This window comes from Rhodococcus sp. ARC_M6 (genome assembly GCF_022810305.1).
Classification (GTDB): domain Bacteria; phylum Actinomycetota; class Actinomycetes; order Mycobacteriales; family Mycobacteriaceae; genus Rhodococcus_F.
Window position 1 is genome coordinate 75863 of record NZ_JALGQH010000009.1, and the last position, 17311, is coordinate 93173.

13 protein-coding genes and 1 tRNA gene are annotated in these 17311 nt (G+C 61.0%); 8 read left to right on the forward strand and 6 right to left on the reverse strand.

Features of this window, described 5'->3' with window-relative positions:
• The first annotated feature begins 108 nt into the window (after positions 1–108).
• On the forward strand, positions 109–480 hold the full coding sequence (gene trxA / locus MTX36_RS12530; protein ID WP_243620061.1) for a thioredoxin: 372 nt from the start codon (positions 109–111) through the stop codon (positions 478–480).
• A gap of 85 nt (positions 481–565) precedes the next feature.
• On the opposite strand, the gene polA is transcribed toward trxA, so the two are convergent.
• Both polA and MTX36_RS12540 read right to left on the reverse strand, forming a co-directional pair.
• A complete protein-coding gene (gene polA, locus MTX36_RS12535) occupies positions 566–3304 on the reverse strand; it encodes a DNA polymerase I (RefSeq protein WP_243620062.1) in 2739 nt (912 codons plus the stop codon).
• A 58-nt stretch (positions 3305–3362) separates the two neighbouring features.
• Positions 3363–3989 (reverse strand): ANTAR domain-containing response regulator, encoded by a 627-nt coding sequence (locus MTX36_RS12540; protein WP_243620063.1) that lies wholly within the window; start codon positions 3987–3989, stop codon positions 3363–3365.
• A gap of 98 nt (positions 3990–4087) precedes the next feature.
• Here MTX36_RS12540 and MTX36_RS12545 point away from each other — a divergent pair.
• From MTX36_RS12545 to MTX36_RS12575, 7 genes are all read left to right on the forward strand, one after another.
• A tRNA-Leu gene (locus tag MTX36_RS12545) sits at positions 4088–4164 on the forward strand.
• Between the two features lie 127 nt (positions 4165–4291).
• Positions 4292–5113, forward strand: a complete 822-nt coding sequence (locus MTX36_RS12550) for a hypothetical protein (RefSeq protein ID WP_243620064.1) — start codon at positions 4292–4294, stop codon at positions 5111–5113.
• A gap of 148 nt (positions 5114–5261) precedes the next feature.
• Positions 5262–5408: a hypothetical protein gene (locus MTX36_RS12555; protein WP_243620065.1), complete on the forward strand. Its 147-nt coding sequence runs from the start codon at positions 5262–5264 to the stop codon at positions 5406–5408.
• A 78-nt stretch (positions 5409–5486) separates the two neighbouring features.
• Positions 5487–6737 carry an amidohydrolase gene (locus tag MTX36_RS12560; protein WP_243620066.1) on the forward strand — a complete coding sequence of 417 codons (1251 nt, stop codon included), beginning with the start codon at positions 5487–5489 and terminating at the stop codon, positions 6735–6737.
• Between the two features lie 413 nt (positions 6738–7150).
• Complete coding sequence (locus tag MTX36_RS12565) at positions 7151–7423, forward strand: hypothetical protein (protein WP_243620067.1); 273 nt, start codon at positions 7151–7153, stop codon at positions 7421–7423.
• A gap of 94 nt (positions 7424–7517) precedes the next feature.
• The gene (locus tag MTX36_RS12570) at positions 7518–8171 is read left to right on the forward strand and encodes a hypothetical protein (protein ID WP_243620068.1); all 654 of its coding nucleotides are present in this window, start codon (positions 7518–7520) and stop codon (positions 8169–8171) included.
• 137 nt (positions 8172–8308) lie between these two features.
• Positions 8309–8812 carry an SRPBCC domain-containing protein gene (locus tag MTX36_RS12575; protein WP_243620069.1) on the forward strand — a complete coding sequence of 168 codons (504 nt, stop codon included), beginning with the start codon at positions 8309–8311 and terminating at the stop codon, positions 8810–8812.
• Positions 8813–8864: 52 nt separating this feature from the next.
• Here the strand turns inward: MTX36_RS12575 and MTX36_RS12580 are convergent, their stop codons facing one another.
• The 4 genes from MTX36_RS12580 to gltB all read right to left on the reverse strand — a co-directional run bounded on the left by MTX36_RS12580 (position 8865) and on the right by gltB (position 17256).
• On the reverse strand, positions 8865–9746 hold the full coding sequence (locus MTX36_RS12580; protein ID WP_243620070.1) for an acyl-CoA thioesterase II: 882 nt from the start codon (positions 9744–9746) through the stop codon (positions 8865–8867).
• 1 nt (position 9747) lies between these two features.
• A complete protein-coding gene (pyk, locus tag MTX36_RS12585) occupies positions 9748–11166 on the reverse strand; it encodes a pyruvate kinase (protein WP_243620071.1) in 1419 nt (472 codons plus the stop codon).
• Positions 11167–11240: 74 nt separating this feature from the next.
• Positions 11241–12746: a glutamate synthase subunit beta gene (locus MTX36_RS12590; RefSeq protein WP_243620072.1), complete on the reverse strand. Its 1506-nt coding sequence runs from the start codon at positions 12744–12746 to the stop codon at positions 11241–11243.
• Positions 12739–17256 (reverse strand): glutamate synthase large subunit, encoded by a 4518-nt coding sequence (gene gltB / locus MTX36_RS12595; RefSeq protein ID WP_243620073.1) that lies wholly within the window; start codon positions 17254–17256, stop codon positions 12739–12741. Before gltB ends, MTX36_RS12590 begins: the two co-directional genes overlap by 8 nt.
• Positions 17257–17311 lie beyond the last annotated feature (55 nt).

A 17311-nucleotide genomic window follows, 5' to 3' on the forward strand; every position in this document is an offset into this window, starting at 1 on the left:
CCGAACCTTCTGAGCGCCCACTGCGCCGGTCCCAAAATGCGGCAGGGAAGAATCATGGGCCCCGGGGCGTTACACACTCCAACAGCCCGAACTATGGAAAGGACCCCTGTGGCCACCCAGACACTCACCCAGCAGAACTTCGACGAAACGATCAACGGCAGCGATGTCGTACTCGTGGACTTCTGGGCTTCCTGGTGCGGCCCGTGCCGCCAGTTCGCCCCCACCTTCGAAGCCTCAGCCGAGAAGCATGCCGACGTTGTTCACGGCAAGGTGGACACCGAAGCGGAGCAGGGTATCGCGGCAGCAGCGAACATCCGCTCGATCCCGACGATCATGGCGTTCCGCGAAGGCATCTTGGTGTTCAACCAGGCTGGCGCATTGCCCGCTCCCGCACTCGAGGATCTGATCACTCAGATCAAGGCACTCGACATGGACGAGGTCCGCAAGGAAATCGCCGCCCAGAACGCTCCTGCCGAGTAGTTCAACTCACGAACAAAGGCGCGACGGAAATCGAATTCGATTTCCGTCGCGCCTTTGTCTATTCGAAGCTCAGTTCGTTCGAAGCTCAGTGAGCCGCGCTGTCCCAGCTGCGTCCCGCTCCCACCGACACGTCGAGTGGGACCGACAACTCGATTGCAGTGGACATCTTGTCCTTGACCAGAGCCGTGACCTGCTCGAGTTCCGACTCCACCACTTCGAGCACCAATTCGTCGTGAACCTGCAGCAGCATCCGCGACTTCAAACCTGCTTCCTCGAGAGCCTTCTGCACGTTGATCATCGCAACCTTGATGATGTCTGCTGCAGTGCCCTGAATTGGCGCGTTGAGTGCCGCACGCTCAGCGACTTCCCGACGCTGACGGTTGTCGCTGTTGAGATCCGGCAAGTAGCGACGACGACCGTAGAGCGTCGACGTGTAACCGTCCTTGCGAGCCTGCTCGACCACGGCATGGAGGTAGTCACGGACTCCGCCGAATCGGGCAAAGTACGCATCCATCTGCTGTTTCGCTTCTTCGGTGGAGATCTTGAGCTGCGACGCCAGTCCGTAGGCGCTCAACCCGTAGGCGAGCCCGTACGACATCGCCTTGACCCGACGACGCAGTTCCGGCGTGACCTCCTCGATAGGAACACCGAAGGCGCGTGAACCGACAAAACTGTGAAGATCCTCGCCGGTGTTGAAGGCCTCGATCAGCCCTTCGTCGCCGGAAACGTGCGCCATGATGCGCATTTCGATCTGGCTGTAATCGGCGGTCAGGAGGACATCGAATCCCTGGCCAACTACAAAACCGTCGCGAATTTCCCGGCCGGCGTCATTGCGGACGGGGATGTTCTGCAGGTTCGGATCGGTGGACGACAGGCGCCCCGTCGCGGCAACAGTCTGGTTGAACGTGGTGTGGATGCGACCGTCGTCGGCAACAGCCTTGAGCAGACCATCCACTGTCACCTTCATCCGCGTCGCGTCGCGATGTGCAAGCAAGTGCTCGAGGAACGGGTGTCCGGTCTTGTCGAACAGGCCCTGCAATGCCTCGGCGTCGGTGGTGTAACCGGTCTTGGTCTTCTTGGTCTTGGGCATGTCGAGTTCCTCGAACAACACGACCTGCAACTGCTTCGGCGAACCGAGGTTGATCTGCTTGTCGATCACGGCGTACGCGGAGTCGGCAGCAGCTGCGACCAGCGAAGCGAACCGGCTCTGCAGATCATGCAAATGCGCACTGTCGATGGCGATTCCGGTGGCCTCGATCTTGGCGAGCTCCACCGTCAACGGCAACTCCATGTCGGAGAGAAGCGACTTCGATTCGATCGATTCGAGTTCGGTGTCGAGGGCGCGAGCCAGATCAAGAACGGCCTGAGCACTGAGCATTGCCGTCTCAGCTGCTTCCGCATCCAACTGATCGGTGTCGTCGAGCAGCGAAAGCTGTTCCTGCCCTGACGTTTCTGCCCGGAGTTCACGCTTGAGGTACCGGAGAGAGAGGTCATCGAGGTTGAAGGTGCGCTGACCGGGGCGCACCAGGTACGCGGCCAGAGCCGTGTCGCTGGTCAATCCGCCGAGCGTCCATCCACGGCCACGCAGGGCATGGATTGCCCACTTCGCTTCGTGAATCGCCTTGGGCTGACCCGCATCCGCAAGCCAATCACCCAATGCTGCTTCATCTTCCGGAGTGGCCGAGGTTGTCGAAATGTAGGCGCATTCTCCGTCCGATGCCGCGATCGCCAGTGCAGTTGTGTCACCCGCATACGGCGTCCGAGTGCCGATGACGGTTACACCGTGGCGTTCACCGGTGCGGGCATGAGCGTCAAGCCACGCTGCAACCGAGCCTGGCTCGAGAGCGTCACCGCTGACCTCGAAGCCCTCTTCGGCTTCGGGTTCCGACGACGAGAGCGTCGCAAAGAGTCGGTCACGGAGAACCTTGAACTCGAGGTCGTCGAAGAGTGCATGAATCTTCTCGCGGTCCCACGGCGACAGAATCAACTGCTCCGGCGTGTACGGCAGCGGAACGTCGCGAACCATCTCGGTGAGCTGACGGTTGAGCAACACGTTTGCGATGTTCTCGCGCAATGAATCGCCGACCTTGCCGCGAACCTTGTCAACGTTGTCGACCAATCCCTGGAGATCGCCGTACTCGCGAATCCACTTGGTGGCCGTCTTTTCGCCGACACCGGGGATGCCGGGGAGGTTGTCACTCGGGTCTCCGCGCAGCGCCGCGAAATCCGGGTACTGCGCCGGCGTGAGGCTGTACTTTTCTTCGACAGCCTCCGGGGTGAAACGGGTGAGCTCCGAGACACCCTTCTTGGGATAGAGAACCGTCACGTTCTCGGTGACCAGCTGCAACGCGTCGCGGTCACCGGTGACAACCAGCACGCGATATCCGAGAGCCTCGGCTTGAGTAGTCAGTGTGGCAATGACGTCGTCGGCCTCGAAACCTTCTTCAGCCATGACCGGGATACCCAGAGCGCCCAGGACGTCCTTGGTGATGTCGATCTGGCCCTTGAACTCGTCCGGAGCCTTGGCACGCTGAGCCTTGTACTCCGGGAACAGTTCCGCGCGAAACGTCTGACGCGAGACGTCGAAGGCGGCCGCGAGGTGCGTCGGCTTCTCGTCGCGAAGAAGGTTGATGAGCATCGATGTGAAGCCGTACACCGCATTGGTTGCCTGGCCGCTATGCGTCTTGAAGTTGTCCGCCGGCAATGCGTAAAACGCACGGAAAGCCAGGGAATGCCCGTCGAGAAGCATCAGGAGCGGACGGTCTTCCCCCGATCCGATTGCGACGGCGGAGGTACTGGACGGAGTTGCGGTTGCGGGGCTCACGGTTGATCAGTCTAGGGATCCCTACTGACATCGATACCCCCGACCAGGTTTACCCAGCTCAGGCGTTCGGCTCGCCGCTAAGCGTTTCGAGAACCACCTCGGCGACGTCCTTCATCGTGGACCGCCTGTCCATCGCAGCACGCTGAATCCACTTGAACGCCTCCGGTTCCGTGAGCGCCTGACGAACCATCAACACACTCTTGGCCCGTTCGATGATCTTGCGAGCCTCCAAACGATCCGACAGGTCCACGATTTCACGCTCGAGCGCAGTCACCTCGCGGAACCTGCTGACTGCCAGTTCGACTGCCGGCATCAGATCGGTGATGGAGAAAGGCTTGACCAGATACGCCATCGCGCCGGCGTCGCGAGCCCGCTCCACCAATTCGCGCTGACTGAACGCTGTGAGAATGACAACAGGAGCAATTCGTTTGGCCGCGATCTCCGACGCGGCGTCGATCCCGTCCCGCCTGGGCATCTTGACGTCCATGATCACCAAGTCCGGCCGGAGCGCTTCCGCCAACTCCACCGCGACCTGACCGTCGCCGGCTTCGCCGACAACGTCGTAACCCTCTTCGCGGAGCATCTCGACCAGATCCATGCGGATCAACGCTTCGTCCTCGGCAACAACAACGCGACGCGGTGCGCTCTGGTTACCTTGTGGCAGTAGCGAATTCATGGCCACCATCCTCCTCTGTCGAACCGCCCCGACACGAGACGCGAACATAAAGAGGGTACCGGTGTTTGACTTTGAAATCGCATCTTCTAATGTAGTCATCGCAACAAGCCCTCGTATCCCAATTGGCAGAGGAAACGGATTCAAAACCCGTCCAGTGTGAGTTCGAGTCTCACCGAGGGCACCATTTGCGTCAGGCGCCGAAAGGCCGCACAGACAAACTGTCGACGTTCGGCCGCGTCCACGATCACCGGCCGTTATGTTCGATTCATGCAACACACTTCGCAGATTCCCGGCACCACGGTTTCGTTCGCGTGATCCACTGGGAAGTAACCAGTACCGATCCGAGTTCCGGACTCATAGGCACTCAAGCCGGAATTGAATACTTCCTCGACGATGCATGCCTAGCCGTCGCGAAAGCCGGCCGCAGAGCACTCGATGATTCTGATGCCGAAGATAATCGGATCCTGCGACTTCGAATCGATAAGCATGTCGTATCTGTCGAAGAAATCCGAAATCCGCTGGTGACCATCGAAGAATTGGCGAGCAGACTCGCCACAGCGATCACTGCCACCAACAACGATTTGCGAACTGCACCTCACGTGCCCACAACCACGAAGCCAATGCCCAACAGTCGACACGACAGTGTCGAGCCAATCCGATTCCAAGAAGCAACGGTCGAGGTAGCAGGTCTGATCGTGATCATGGAGGACGACGTTCCCGACTGGCCGGAAGTCCTGACAAATCCGGACGGAACCTCGATACCGGCGGTCAGCGACGACACCATCGCCATCTTGACTCGAAACCAGTTCGGCGAGGCCTCGATTCGAGCGATATCCCTGACCGGTCCACCTCCCAGTCGACATACCGGCTGGGAAGAATTCTACGAGGCCCAGATCGATTCTCCCGATGGCGAGACCTACGTTTGGCCGGGCGGCGGTCCCTCATCGGAGAATCCGTTCACCGATCCCGTCACGGTCGACGGCCCGGGGCGCTATCACTTTCGTATTTACATCAGCGGCAGAATCGGGAATGTCGGCGACAGTAATCCCACTGTGCCTGAACGCTATTTGATCGAAACGTGGAAGGCCACCGCAGACGACCGCTCGTTCGATCCAGGCGGCACCATTGACTGATAATGCGCTGTGGAACGCTCGTGTGCTTCGCGATGCTGCACTGTGTTTGTCGGATGCCCCGCCCCACTCGCCGAGGTCATTTTCGTCACGACCGAACACCTCAAACGACCGCTCGCGAGTGACGTACCGACTCGACGGAAATGGCACTGTGACATGGAAAATCGAGTATGCGAGCGAAGCTGTTCGCGGCGGCGACAGCAACGTAGTCGACGTCGGTGGCAAGTCCATCGTTCAGGCAGATGTCGTTGGAAGTCCTCGGTCATCGATGATTACAGTCCCGGAAGAACGACGCTGACCGCAGACACTAACAGCCAGTCCCTGTTAGCGTCGGAATGATCCGGTTCGTCCGCATCGCTCGATCGAAAGGATGCTCATGTCCTATGCCGCGCACGAGAACATCACCGTAGATCCGACACTCGCCGATCTGTACAAGGACCTCCACAGCCATCCGGAGCTCGGATTCCAGGAACACCGCACCGCTGACATCGTGGCCAACCGCCTGAAGTCGCTGGGGTTCGCCGTCACCACCGGGCTCGGGAAGACCGGAGTCGTCGGTGTCTTGAAGAACGGATCGGGCCCGACCGCGCTACTGCGCGCAGACATGGACGCCCTTCCCGTCAAGGAAGACACCGGACTCGACTATGCCAGTACCGTCACTGCCACCAATGAGGACGGCAAGGTCGTACCGGTAGCTCACGCCTGCGGCCATGACCTACACACGACGTGTCTGCTTGGTGCCGCCCAAATCCTGTCCCAGGACACCGTCAGCTGGTCTGGCACCCTACTTCTCGTCTTCCAGCCTGCCGAAGAACTCGGCGCCGGTGCGCAAGCGATGGTCAACGATGGGCTCTTCGACAAGTTTCCGAAACCCGACGTCGTGCTCGGCCAGCACGTCGCGCCGTTGCCTGCCGGAAAGATCGCCGGTCACCCCGGCCCTTCGTATGCGGGTTCCGACTCTCTGCGCGTACGACTGATCGGCAAGGGCGCACACGGATCCATGCCCGAAAACTCCGTCGACCCGGTGGTGATGGCGGCGGAAACCGTAATGCGCCTGCAGACAATCATTTCCAGGGAAGTCCCGAGCACAGCAATCGCTGTCCTCACCGTCGGTTCCATCCATGCCGGCGACGCGGCCAACGTCATTCCCGGCGAAGCCGAACTGCAGCTGAATATCCGCAGTTACGACTCAGCCGTCCGCGAACGCATCCTGAAGAGCGTGGACCGCATCGTGCGAGGTGAAGCCGCGACGGCCGGGGCCCCGGAGGAACCCACCATCACGGAGATCGAGCGATTCCCGATTGTGGTGAACGACCCGACTGCACTAGGCAAAACCCTCGACGCTTTTGCGGCCTGGCTCGGCGAAGAAAACATCCTCGATCCGGGAGCAGGCGCCGGCAGCGAGGACGTCGGCATTCTCGCGACCAGTTCGGGTGCGCAATTGTCGTACTGGCTACTCGGCGGCACCGATCCGTCCCTGTTCACCACCGGCGACATGACCGATCCAGCTCTACGGACCGTGCCGTCGAATCACTCGCCGCACTACGCGCCCATTATCGAACCGACTCTCAATATCGGAGTTTGCGCGCTTGTCACGGCTACACGGACATGGCTGCCGCCGACATGATTCGGTAGTTGTCGTTCACGGGCATCTGCAGGCGCTAGATTCGGTCTATGCGGCGCCCTCGACTGATCACACTCTGCAGCTCGCTCGTATGCGTCGCTGCGCTTGTCGGATGCCAGTCCAACCCCGGATCATCGAATGCCCCCAACTCGTCAGCAGTTGATAATTCAGGCGATGCGGCGACCCAGACCGGAACAGTTCAAGTCGGGAATCCCCGGATCGCGGGATCACCCAGCATCACACTCCCACCCAACATCACTCTCCCACCCGTCATTACGCCCTCAATCGACACCGACACAAACTCGCCCAGTCCACTCGCCGAAGTCACTGGCGTCACTACCGAACACCTCTTCGACCGCTCTCGGGTTACATACCAATTCGACGGAAATGGCACTGTGGCATGGAAAGTCGAGTACGTGAGCGAAGCTGTTCGCGGCGGCGACAGCAAGGTGGTCGACGTCGGAGGCCAATCGATCATTCAGGTTGACATCATGGGAGTTACAGCACCTCAACCATTTCCACCGATCAATGCGCAGGACGGCACTGTCATGGCAGTCGAGACTGCATCGGTGAGCAGTTCTATCGTCCAGTCCTTCATCGGCACGGCGACTTCGCGTCCGGGGTTTCGGGTGACAGAAACCGAGTCGCCGGATCAACTCGTCGTAGACATATTCTTTGCAGGCGGATGATGTCCATTACTTGCCGAACCCCTGAACCCACCAAAAGTACGAATGCGGCTGGAAACCCCCTCGAATGTGGGAAAACTCGGTAGCGTCTCGTCGCATGCGAACACATCGCGGAACGGCCGGCGTCGTGACAGCGACAGTAGCTGCGGTGGGCGCCTCGGCCATCCTGTTCTCCGGAGCCAGCGGCGCTACACCGAGTGGCAGCGGAACGACGCCCGACGCACTGGGTACCCCAAGTGTCTCGGACGCCTCAGTTGCCCCGCAGCGCGTTCCCTCACTGTCTTGCGAGGCAACGGCAGAACTTGACCGACAAAGTGCTGAGAAGGCGACTGAGTCAGGCATTTCCGTACCCGGGCCCGAGCAGTGGCCACCCATCGCGCTCGGAATGGACCCCGACGAGCCACGGCCGGCGGTAGCACCACTCGACCCGACAACCGGAATCCCCAAGGACCAGCTCGGCGGAACGATTCCGGTCGAAGTGGTGAAGGAAACTCGCAGGCGCGAACGTGAAGAAGCGCTACTGGCGCCGAAAGAACCTCGGTGGTGCGGCGCCGCGGTCGAGGCACTGCAAGTTCAAGCTGAAAACTCGGTCAGCATGACCGCGTGCTATCTGTCCGACGGTCGATACGCCGCAACCATGATCGTAGATTTCATGCCCGTGGATCCGAATGTCTCGCAGCACCAGCGAGCCCCGAGGGACGCCTTCGACCAAATATGTCGGCACAGTGGGTGGGACCGTAGCTACCCGTGATCGATGCGGACAGTGCGGGTGGCAAATCGTTACATCAGATCGACACATAACGATCTGAACTGCAGTTATTCCGTCCGGACGACAAAAATGGCACGATGGTGTCAACCTCACGGGTTCCAACACAAGTGGAGGCACCGATGGACAATGGCATTATCAGCCTGACGTACGACGGTCGGGTGGCGCTCAGTTTTCGACTAGCTGTCCCCCAGTCTCCCGACAAAGTCTGGAAAGTGATCACTCAACGCGAGTTCCTCGAGGCCTGGTTTCCCGCTGACGTCGAATTCGACCTGACCCCGGGCGCCGACCTCTTGTTCAAGGTGACGCCCGAGCAGATCTCTCGGTATGGCCTACCAGCCGATCACGTCACTCGTGGAACCGTAATCAGCGTCAGACCGAACCACATCTTCGAATACTTGTGGGACGCCGAAACCCTGCACTGGGAACTGGTTCCCGACGGCACGGGCGGATGCTGGCTGACGCTGACTCACACAATGGAAGAAGAAGAGTCCGCGTACGCCCACGCCGCCGGCTGGCACGCCGGTCTCGAAGTTGTTGCGGCACAACTCGACGGGCGCGAAGTGGACTGGTCACCCTGGGACAGAGCCGACGAACTGGCACCGCAGTACCAGAAATCAGCATAAGACTGACCCACACCCCGGCTCAGCCCCTATTCCCCCGTGCGTGGGCTCGGCTCTACTCCCCCTTACGCGGGAAGTGTCTGATGACGCCTTCCTGCACGACCGTCGCCATCAGCATGCCTTCGATCGAGAAGTATCGCCCCGTCGCCAGGCCACGCGAACCAGCAGCCACCGGGGATTCCGTTGCGTAGAGCACCCAGTCGTCGAATCGGAACGGCCGATGAAACCAGATCGAGTGATTCACTGTCGCAGCAACAATGCGGTCGTGGCCCCAAGACAAGCCGTGGGTAGTGAGGATCGAATCCAGGACGGTTGTATCCGACGAGTACGCCAACACCGCGGCATGGATCAGTGAATCGTCCGGCAGTTGACCGTCAGCCTTCATCCACACCCGATTATGGGTGAGCTTCTCCCCGGTACCCTTCAAGATCCAGGCCGGATCGTTGGCATAACGCATGTCGATCGGTTTCAGAGCACCGGCAAAATGCGGAAGCTTGTCCTCATAACCTGACAGACGATCACCCAAGGGCGGCAACGACTCCGGCAACGGAACATCCGGAATCTCGACAGCATGCTCGAGGCCCTTACCCGAATCCTGAAACGCTGCCAGCATCACGAACAGTTCACTATCGCCTTGATAGGCGGTGACCTGACGGTTGGCAAACGCACGTCCGTCACGATGACGTTCGACGCGATACTCGATGGGCGCCTTGACGTCTCCACCGCGAATGAAATGTGCGTTGATCGCATGGATCGGCCGATCGCCGTCCACGGTACGGCCGGCGGCAATCAGTGCCTGAGACACCAACTGGCCGCCGAACGTCCGTGAACCTACTTGCGCCGGATGATGGCCGCGGAACGCGTCGTCGCCGATGTGTTCCAGATCGAGCAGAGCCAGGAGGGTATCCAGGTCTGCAGACGCGTCCGCACTGCTCACGCTAGTGGAGTTCTTCGCCGATGCGGTGAACGTGAATCAGGTTGGTGGAGCCCACCGTTCCCGGAGGCGATCCGGCGACGATGACCACGAGGTCACCCTTCGCGTATCGGCCGAGAGCGAGCAATGCGATATCAACCTGACGCACCATCTCGTCGGTGGTGGACACCGGGTCGACGAGGAAGGTTTCGGTTCCCCACGTCAGTGTCAGCTGGCTGCGCACCGCAGGCAGCGGTGTAAAGGCGAGCAGCGGCAACGGTGTGTGCAGACGCGCCAACCGTCGCACTGTGTCGCCGGACTGTGTGAAGGCGACCAGAGCCTTGGCGTCGAGACGCTCTCCGATATCGCGTGCAGCGTAAGAGATCACGCCGCGCTTGGTACGCGGGACGTGTGTCAACGGTGGTACGCGAGTCGTTTCGTTCTCGACGGCCTCGACGATGCGCGCCATGGTGCGAACTGTTTCCATGACGTACTTGCCGACCGACGTTTCACCGGAAAGCATGACCGCGTCGGCACCGTCGAGAACGGCATTGGCGACGTCGGAAGCCTCGGCGCGCGTGGGGCGCGAGTTCTCGATCATGGACTCGAGCATCTGCGTCGCTACGATGACGGGCTTGGCGTTTTCGCGAGCAATCTGGATGGCGCGCTTCTGCACGAGCGGAACCTGCTCGAGCGGCAACTCCACGCCGAGGTCACCGCGGGCGACCATGACGGCGTCGAAGGCCAACACGATTGCTTCGAGGTTGTCGATAGCTTCGGGCTTTTCGAGCTTCGCGATGACGGGAACGCGGCGGCCGACTCGATCCATGATGGCGTGAACCAGTTCGATGTCCGCCGGCGAACGAACGAACGACAGAGCGATGAAGTCGACACCCAGCTTGAGTGCAAATTCGAGATCGGCGATGTCCTTGCCGGACAGCGCCGGCACCGACACGTTCATGCCGGGAAGGGAGAGACCCTTGTTGTTGCTGACGGGGCCGCCTTCGGTGACCAGGCACACGACGTCGTTGCCGTCGATCGCGGTGACGACAAGACCGACCTTGCCGTCGTCGACCAGCAGGCGATCGCCGGGCTTGGCGTCACGCGCAAGTTCTTTGTAGGTGGTTCCGATGCGGTCGTGGGTACCTTCGACCTCGTCGACGGTGATGCGAACCTCTTCACCGCTTTCCCAGATTGTCCGCTCGTCCTTGAAACGACCGAGGCGGATTTTCGGGCCCTGCAGGTCTGCGAGCACGCCGACAGCTTTGCCGGTCGCCTCGGATGCCGCGCGGACGCGGATGTAGTTCTCTTCGTGATCGGCGTGGTCGCCGTGGCTGAAGTTGAGTCGGGCCACATCCATGCCGCTCTCCACGAGCTCACGGATCCGGTCGCCAGTCGCTGTTGCGGGTCCCAGGGTGCATACAATTTTTGTCCGTCGGTTCACGGCTCGAGCCTAGTCGCTCCCCGGTCTCACTTCTATCCGGCACTTCGGACGTGCACTTTCTGTTCTTACTCGATTCAGTTGCGACGTCGAATTCCCAGCGGCAAGGCACCGGGGTGAACGGGTGCCGGAAGCGTTGACGCCCCAGTCAGATACACGTCGACAGCTCGGGCGGCCGAACGTCCTTCGGCTATCGCCCACACCACCAGCGACGCACCACGATGTGCGTCACCACACACGAAGACGCCGGGTTGTGAAGTTTGCCAATCCTGTCCGCACGCGATCACTCCACGTGGATTCGGTTCCACTCCCAAGCCGGCAAGCAGGTCATCTTCCCCGACACCGCGAAAGCCGACTGCGAGGAGCACCAGTTCACAAGGTAGTTCGAACGGATCGCCCACAGGCTCGGCTACCCGTCGACCGCTGGATGCCTCCGCCACTCGAACCGGTGCGACGCGCACTCCCCGAACGTGGCCGTCGCCGACAAATTCCTGAGCCGCCACCTCGAACTCACGACGTCCACCTTCTGCATCGGCGGGCGCCGCGCGCAGCGTCAGCGGCCAGAGTGGCCACGGATCCGCCGCGCTGTCCCGCGCGCGGGGTGGTTGCTCGTGATAGTTCAACTCGGTTACGGAGGCCGCGCCTTGCCTGTGAACGGTGCCGAGGCAATCGGCCGCCGTATCGCCGCCGCCGATGATCACGACGTTCTTGCCCGCGGCATTGATCGGGCTGGGACCGTCACCGGCACATTCCCGGTTGGCCGGCACCAGGTAGTCCATCGCGAAATGAATATCCGCAAGGCCGCGGCCCGGCACATCGACTTCTCGCGCCCTACCGGCCCCGATCGCCAGAATCACTGCGTCGTACGCCGCGGTCAGCTCACGTGCGTCCAGGTCGAGTCCGACATCGCAGTCGGTGACCAATCGGGTGCCCTCGCCGCGCAACTGACTCAGGCGGCGATCGATCGCACTCTTGGCCAGTTTGAAATCAGGGATTCCATAGCGGAGCAGACCGCCCAGTCGATCATCCCGTTCGAAGACGGTGACTCTGTGACCCACCCTGGTCAGCTGCTGCGCTGCCGCAAGCCCGGCCGGTCCGGAACCGACGATCGCCACCGTCCGTCCGGAGCGTTCGACCGGGACACGGTTCACCACAAAACCTTCGTCCCAGGCAGTATCGGCGATAGCTTGCTCGACTCGTTTGATCGTCACACTTCCGGTGGTATTGGCCTCGGAAAGTGCCAGTACGCAGGCAGTTTCGCACGGCGCCGGGCACAGGCGTCCCGTGAATTCCGGGAAATTGTTGGTCTCGTGTAACCGATCCGCGGCAAGCGCCCAGTCGCCTCGACGAACCAGGTCGTTCCATTCCGGAATGAGATTTCCGAGGGGGCATCCAACGGATTCCGAATGGCAGTACGGGATTCCGCAATCCATGCATCGAGATGCTTGTTCGCGCGCCCCCGACTTACGCTCGCCGCGCGCCAATGCCTCGTACACCTCACTCCAGTCTGCTGTTCGCTCCTGAATCGGGCGCATCGGTGCCGAGGACCGCGGCATACCGAGAAACCCTCGTGGATCAGGCACTGGCTGTCTCCGCGAGAACCCCGTCGGAGTTCTCGACCACCGTGCCGTCCCGCGGACGGGTGGCAACTGATTGCCCGGCAAGTACCCGCTCGTAGTCGACTGGCATCAACTTGGTAAGTCTCCGGGATTCACGTGCCCACTCGGCAAGAAGCCGAGCCCCGACCGGCGATCCGGTGAGTTCGACGTGGGTGGTGATCGTCTTCTGCAACCACCGCAGATCATCGGCCGTCGGAACCTGCAGTGTGACCATCGCGTGGTTGACATCGCGCGGATCTGCATCGAGAACAAACGCAATTCCACCGGACATTCCGGCAGCGACGTTTCGGCCGGTTGGCCCGAGAATGACGACGCGACCCCCGGTCATGTATTCGCAGGCATGGTCGCCGGCGCCCTCGACCACGGCGCACGCCCCGGAGTTTCGCACAGCAAACCGCTCCCCGACCCGCCCGCGGGCGAAAAATTCTCCCGACGTCGCCCCGTACAGCACAGTATTGCCGGCTATCACCTGCTCCTCAGCACAGAAACTGGCGTCGAAACTCGGGCGAAGGACAACCCTCCCTCCTGAAAGACCCTTTCCCACATAATCATTGGAGTCTCCGATCACTTCGAGCGTGATTCCACTCGGCAAGAAGGCCCCCAGAGACTGCCCAGCGGTTCCGGTCAACCTGGCAACGATGGTGTTGTCCGGTAACCCGGGCGCCCCGTATCTGCGGGATACCTCGGCCCCGAGCGCTGTGCCCACAGCCCGGTCCGCGGTACAGACAGGAAGTTCGATCCGAACACGTTCGGAGTTGTCCAATGCGCCGCCTGCCCTGTCGACAAGCATCTGGTTCAACTCCCCCGGCCCTGGCCGGCCGAGACCACCCGACGAAAATTTCGGGGAACGCGGAACCACCATCAGCGGCGACAAATCCAACGTCCGACTCTTCCCGCCGGCGCCTTCGCCGGCCACAAGCATGTCTGACCGACCGATCGCCTCATCAATACTGCGGAACCCTAAGCTGGCCAAATACTCCCGCACATCGTCGGCAAGAAACCGAAAGAAGTTCTCCACAAACTCGGGACGCCCGGTAAAGCGCGCCCGCAACTCCGGGTCCTGGGTGGCAACACCGACCGGGCAGGTGTCGAGGTGACACACCCGCATCATCACGCAACCGGCAGCGATCAGCGGCGCCGTCGAAAATCCGTACTCCTGCGCGCCCAACAATGCCGCCACGACAACGTCGCGCGCCGTCCGCATTCCGCCATCGCACTGAAGCGTGATGCGGTCACGTAACCCATTGAGCACCAGTGTCTGCTGAGTCTCCGCAAGCCCGAGTTCCCACGGGGTTCCGGCATGTTTTATCGACGTGAGCGCAGCGGCTCCGGTACCGCCGTCGTAGCCCGAGATCAGAACAACATCCGCGTGGGCCTTTGCCACTCCGGCGGCAACCGTGCCGACTCCGACCGCACTGACCAATTTGACGTGGATCCGCGCCCGATCATTTGCCTGTCGCAAGTCGTAAATCAACTGAGCAAGATCTTCGATCGAGTAGATATCGTGATGCTGCGGCGGTGAGATGAGACCGACACCCGGAGTCGAGTACCGCGTCCGGGCGATCCAGGGATACACCTTGTACCCCGGAAGTTGGCCGCCCTCTCCTGGTTTCGCGCCCTGCGCCATCTTGATCTGGATATCAGTCGCACTGATCAGATAATCACTGGTAACGCCGAATCGTCCACTGGCTACCTGCTTTACAGCACTTCGCCGCGACGGATCATGAAGGCGGTCTTGATCTTCCCCTCCCTCTCCTGAGTTCGAGCGCGCTCCAATGGAATTCATCGCCTTCGCCATGGTCTCGTGCGCCTCCGCCGAGAGCGAACCGTAACTCATCGCCCCAGTCGAGAATCTACTCAAAATCGACTCGACCGACTCGACGTCGTCGATGCTGACTGTAGGCCGGAGTCCGCTCCGGAACTGCAACATCCCGCGCAGCGTTCCGCCCTGCGCGCATCGCCGATCAACCTCGTCGGTGTATCGGCGGAACACATCCGACTGGCCTGATCTGGTCGCATGCTGAAGAAAGAATACGGATTCAGGTGTGAAGACGTGCGCTTCACCGCCCCGCCGATACCGGTACTCGCCGCCGACCTCGAGACGCTTCGGGCTCGTCGGCACATCGGCATTCGCACAGGCATGTCGTGTCGCGACTTCCTGAGCAAGCTCAGCGATTCCGACCCCGCCGAGCTTGCTCGCCGTATTGCCGAAGTACTCCTCGACCACTTGCCGGCCGAGCCCGATCGATTCGAATACCTTTGCACCGGTATAGGACTGAACTGTCGAGATCCCCATCTTGGACATGACCTTGAGGACGCCACGGTTTGCGGCGTCGAGGTAATGGGCCGCCGCCGCATCCGGATCCACTCCGGGCACTTCTCCCTGCAGACTCAGTTGCTCAACAGAATCGAGGGCAAGGTACGGATGCACTGCGGCAGCACCGTATCCGAGCAGGAGAGCGAGGTGATGAACTTCCCGCGCATCACCGGATTCGACGATCAATGAAACCGAGGTACGCCGTCGCATTCGGACCAGGTGATGGTGAACTGAAGAGACAGCGAGCAACGACGGAATCGGCGCCATCGCGCGATCCCAACCCCGATCCGAGATCACCAGAATCTCGCACCCAGCATCCACCGCTGCGCAGGCATCGGCACGTAGCTTCTCGAGTGCGTCGGCCAAGCCTCCGGCGCACTCAACGGCGAACAACCCGCGGAGCACCGTGAAGCCCTGACTGGCGATCTTGTCCAATTCTGCTCGAGTCAGAACGGGTCTGTGCACCAGCATCCGTCGGCAGGATCGTTCCGACGGTTCCAGAAGGTTGCGTTCGGCGCCGAGCAGCACAGCCAGCGAGGTGACTACCTCTTCGCGTATCGCATCCGACGGCGGATTGGTGACCTGCGCAAACAGTTGAACAAAATAGTCGTACAGCAGCCTCGGACGCTCGGACAGCACGGCGAGTGGGGTGTCGGTTCCCATCGAACCCAGCGCTTCGCGACCTTCGCTCGCCATCGGTGCCAGCAGAAGGTGCAGGTCTTCTTCGGTGTAGCCGAACAACTGTTGCTCGTGGAAAACCGAATCCGGATCCCCGCGTGTCCGGGGTTGATCCGGTAGTGCGCCGACGCGGGTCAGCCCAGCGTCGAGCCACGCACGATACGGGGCCATCCTTGCCAACTCGGCCTTGATCTCGCTGTCGGGAACAATCCGCTGCTGATCGGTATCGAGCAGGAACATCCGCCCCGGTTCGAGTCGACCTTTCTCGACCACGTCAGCAGACGGAACATCGAATACGCCACTCTCACTGGCCAACACGATCCGACCTGATCTTGTCCGGAGCCAGCGACCAGGCCGCAGACCGTTGCGGTCCAGTACTGCACCCACCAGCCTCCCGTCACTGAACGTGACCGACGCCGGTCCGTCCCAGGCTTCCATCAGGCACGCCTGAAATTGATAGAACGCACGTAACTCTTCCGACATTGCCGAATCCTGCTCCCAGGCAGCCGGAATCATCATCATGACCGCGTGCGGCAAGCTCCGGCCACCAAGTGAAAGCAGTTCGAGCACTTCGTCGAACGACGCTGAATCCGACGCGCCCACCGTACAGACCGGGGCGATTCGACCGATATCCCCGCTGAACAATTCACTGCGCAGTAACGGTTCACGTGCCTGCATCCAATTCCGATTACCGACAACAGTATTGAACTCTCCGTTATGCGCGATACACCGAAATGGTTGCGCAAGAGGCCACGTGGGGAAGGTGTTGGTCGAAAACCTACTGTGCACCAAGGCAAGTGCGCTGGTCATTCGCTCGTCACGCAGATCGTCGAAAAAGAGCGGCAACTGAGCAGGCGTCAGCATGCCTTTGTACACCAAGGTTCGCGACGACAGCGAACAAAAGTAGACTCCGGAGCCATCCGAAGTGGCTCGCTCCACCTGCTTCCGCAGTGCAAATACTTTCCGATCCAGACTGATCCCGCCAACCCTCGAACCCGGACGTGCATCGCAGAGAAAACACTGCGCAATGTGCGGCGCGCAGGCTGCAGCGGACGATCCCAATGCGTCAGGACTGACGGGAACATCCCGCCAACCGAGCACCCTCAGGCCCTCCGAACGCGCGCACGCTTCGATGCGCTTGACAGCAACTCGGCGTGATTCGGCATCCTGCGGAAGGAAGCAGTTCCCAGCCGCAAACATGTTGTCGCCATCCTCATTTGGCTCCGGAAACTCGAAACTGGTGACCGATTGCAACAAACCGACAGGTAGTTGAAGGAGAATCCCGGCGCCGTCGCCAGTGGCCGAATCTGCGGCCACAGCACCTCGATGAGAAAGCGTGCAGAGAATCGACAAACCGTCGCACACAATCGAATGCGAGCGTCTGCCGTACATGTCTGCGACCACGGCGACACCGCACGAATCGGCTTCCTGATCGGGGTCGTACATCCCTTGCGGACCAGGCATCTGAGAAAACAGCATGCGTGCCCTCCACCATGCGCGACCGCCACACGGACCCGCAACCGGCAAAGGTCAG

Bases quoted from the DNA above. Each gene is read 5' to 3' on its own strand.
- MTX36_RS12540 (WP_243620063.1), bottom strand. From the start codon at position 3,989: ATGGTGGCCATGAATTCGCTACTGCCACAAGGTAACCAGAGCGCACCG.
- MTX36_RS12560 (WP_243620066.1), top strand. From the start codon at position 5,487: ATGTCCTATGCCGCGCACGAGAACATCACCGTAGATCCGACACTCGCC.
- MTX36_RS12570 (WP_243620068.1), top strand. From the start codon at position 7,518: ATGCGAACACATCGCGGAACGGCCGGCGTCGTGACAGCGACAGTAGCT.
- MTX36_RS12575 (WP_243620069.1), top strand. From the start codon at position 8,309: ATGGACAATGGCATTATCAGCCTGACGTACGACGGTCGGGTGGCGCTC.
- gltB (WP_243620073.1), bottom strand. From the start codon at position 17,256: ATGCTGTTTTCTCAGATGCCTGGTCCGCAAGGGATGTACGACCCCGAT.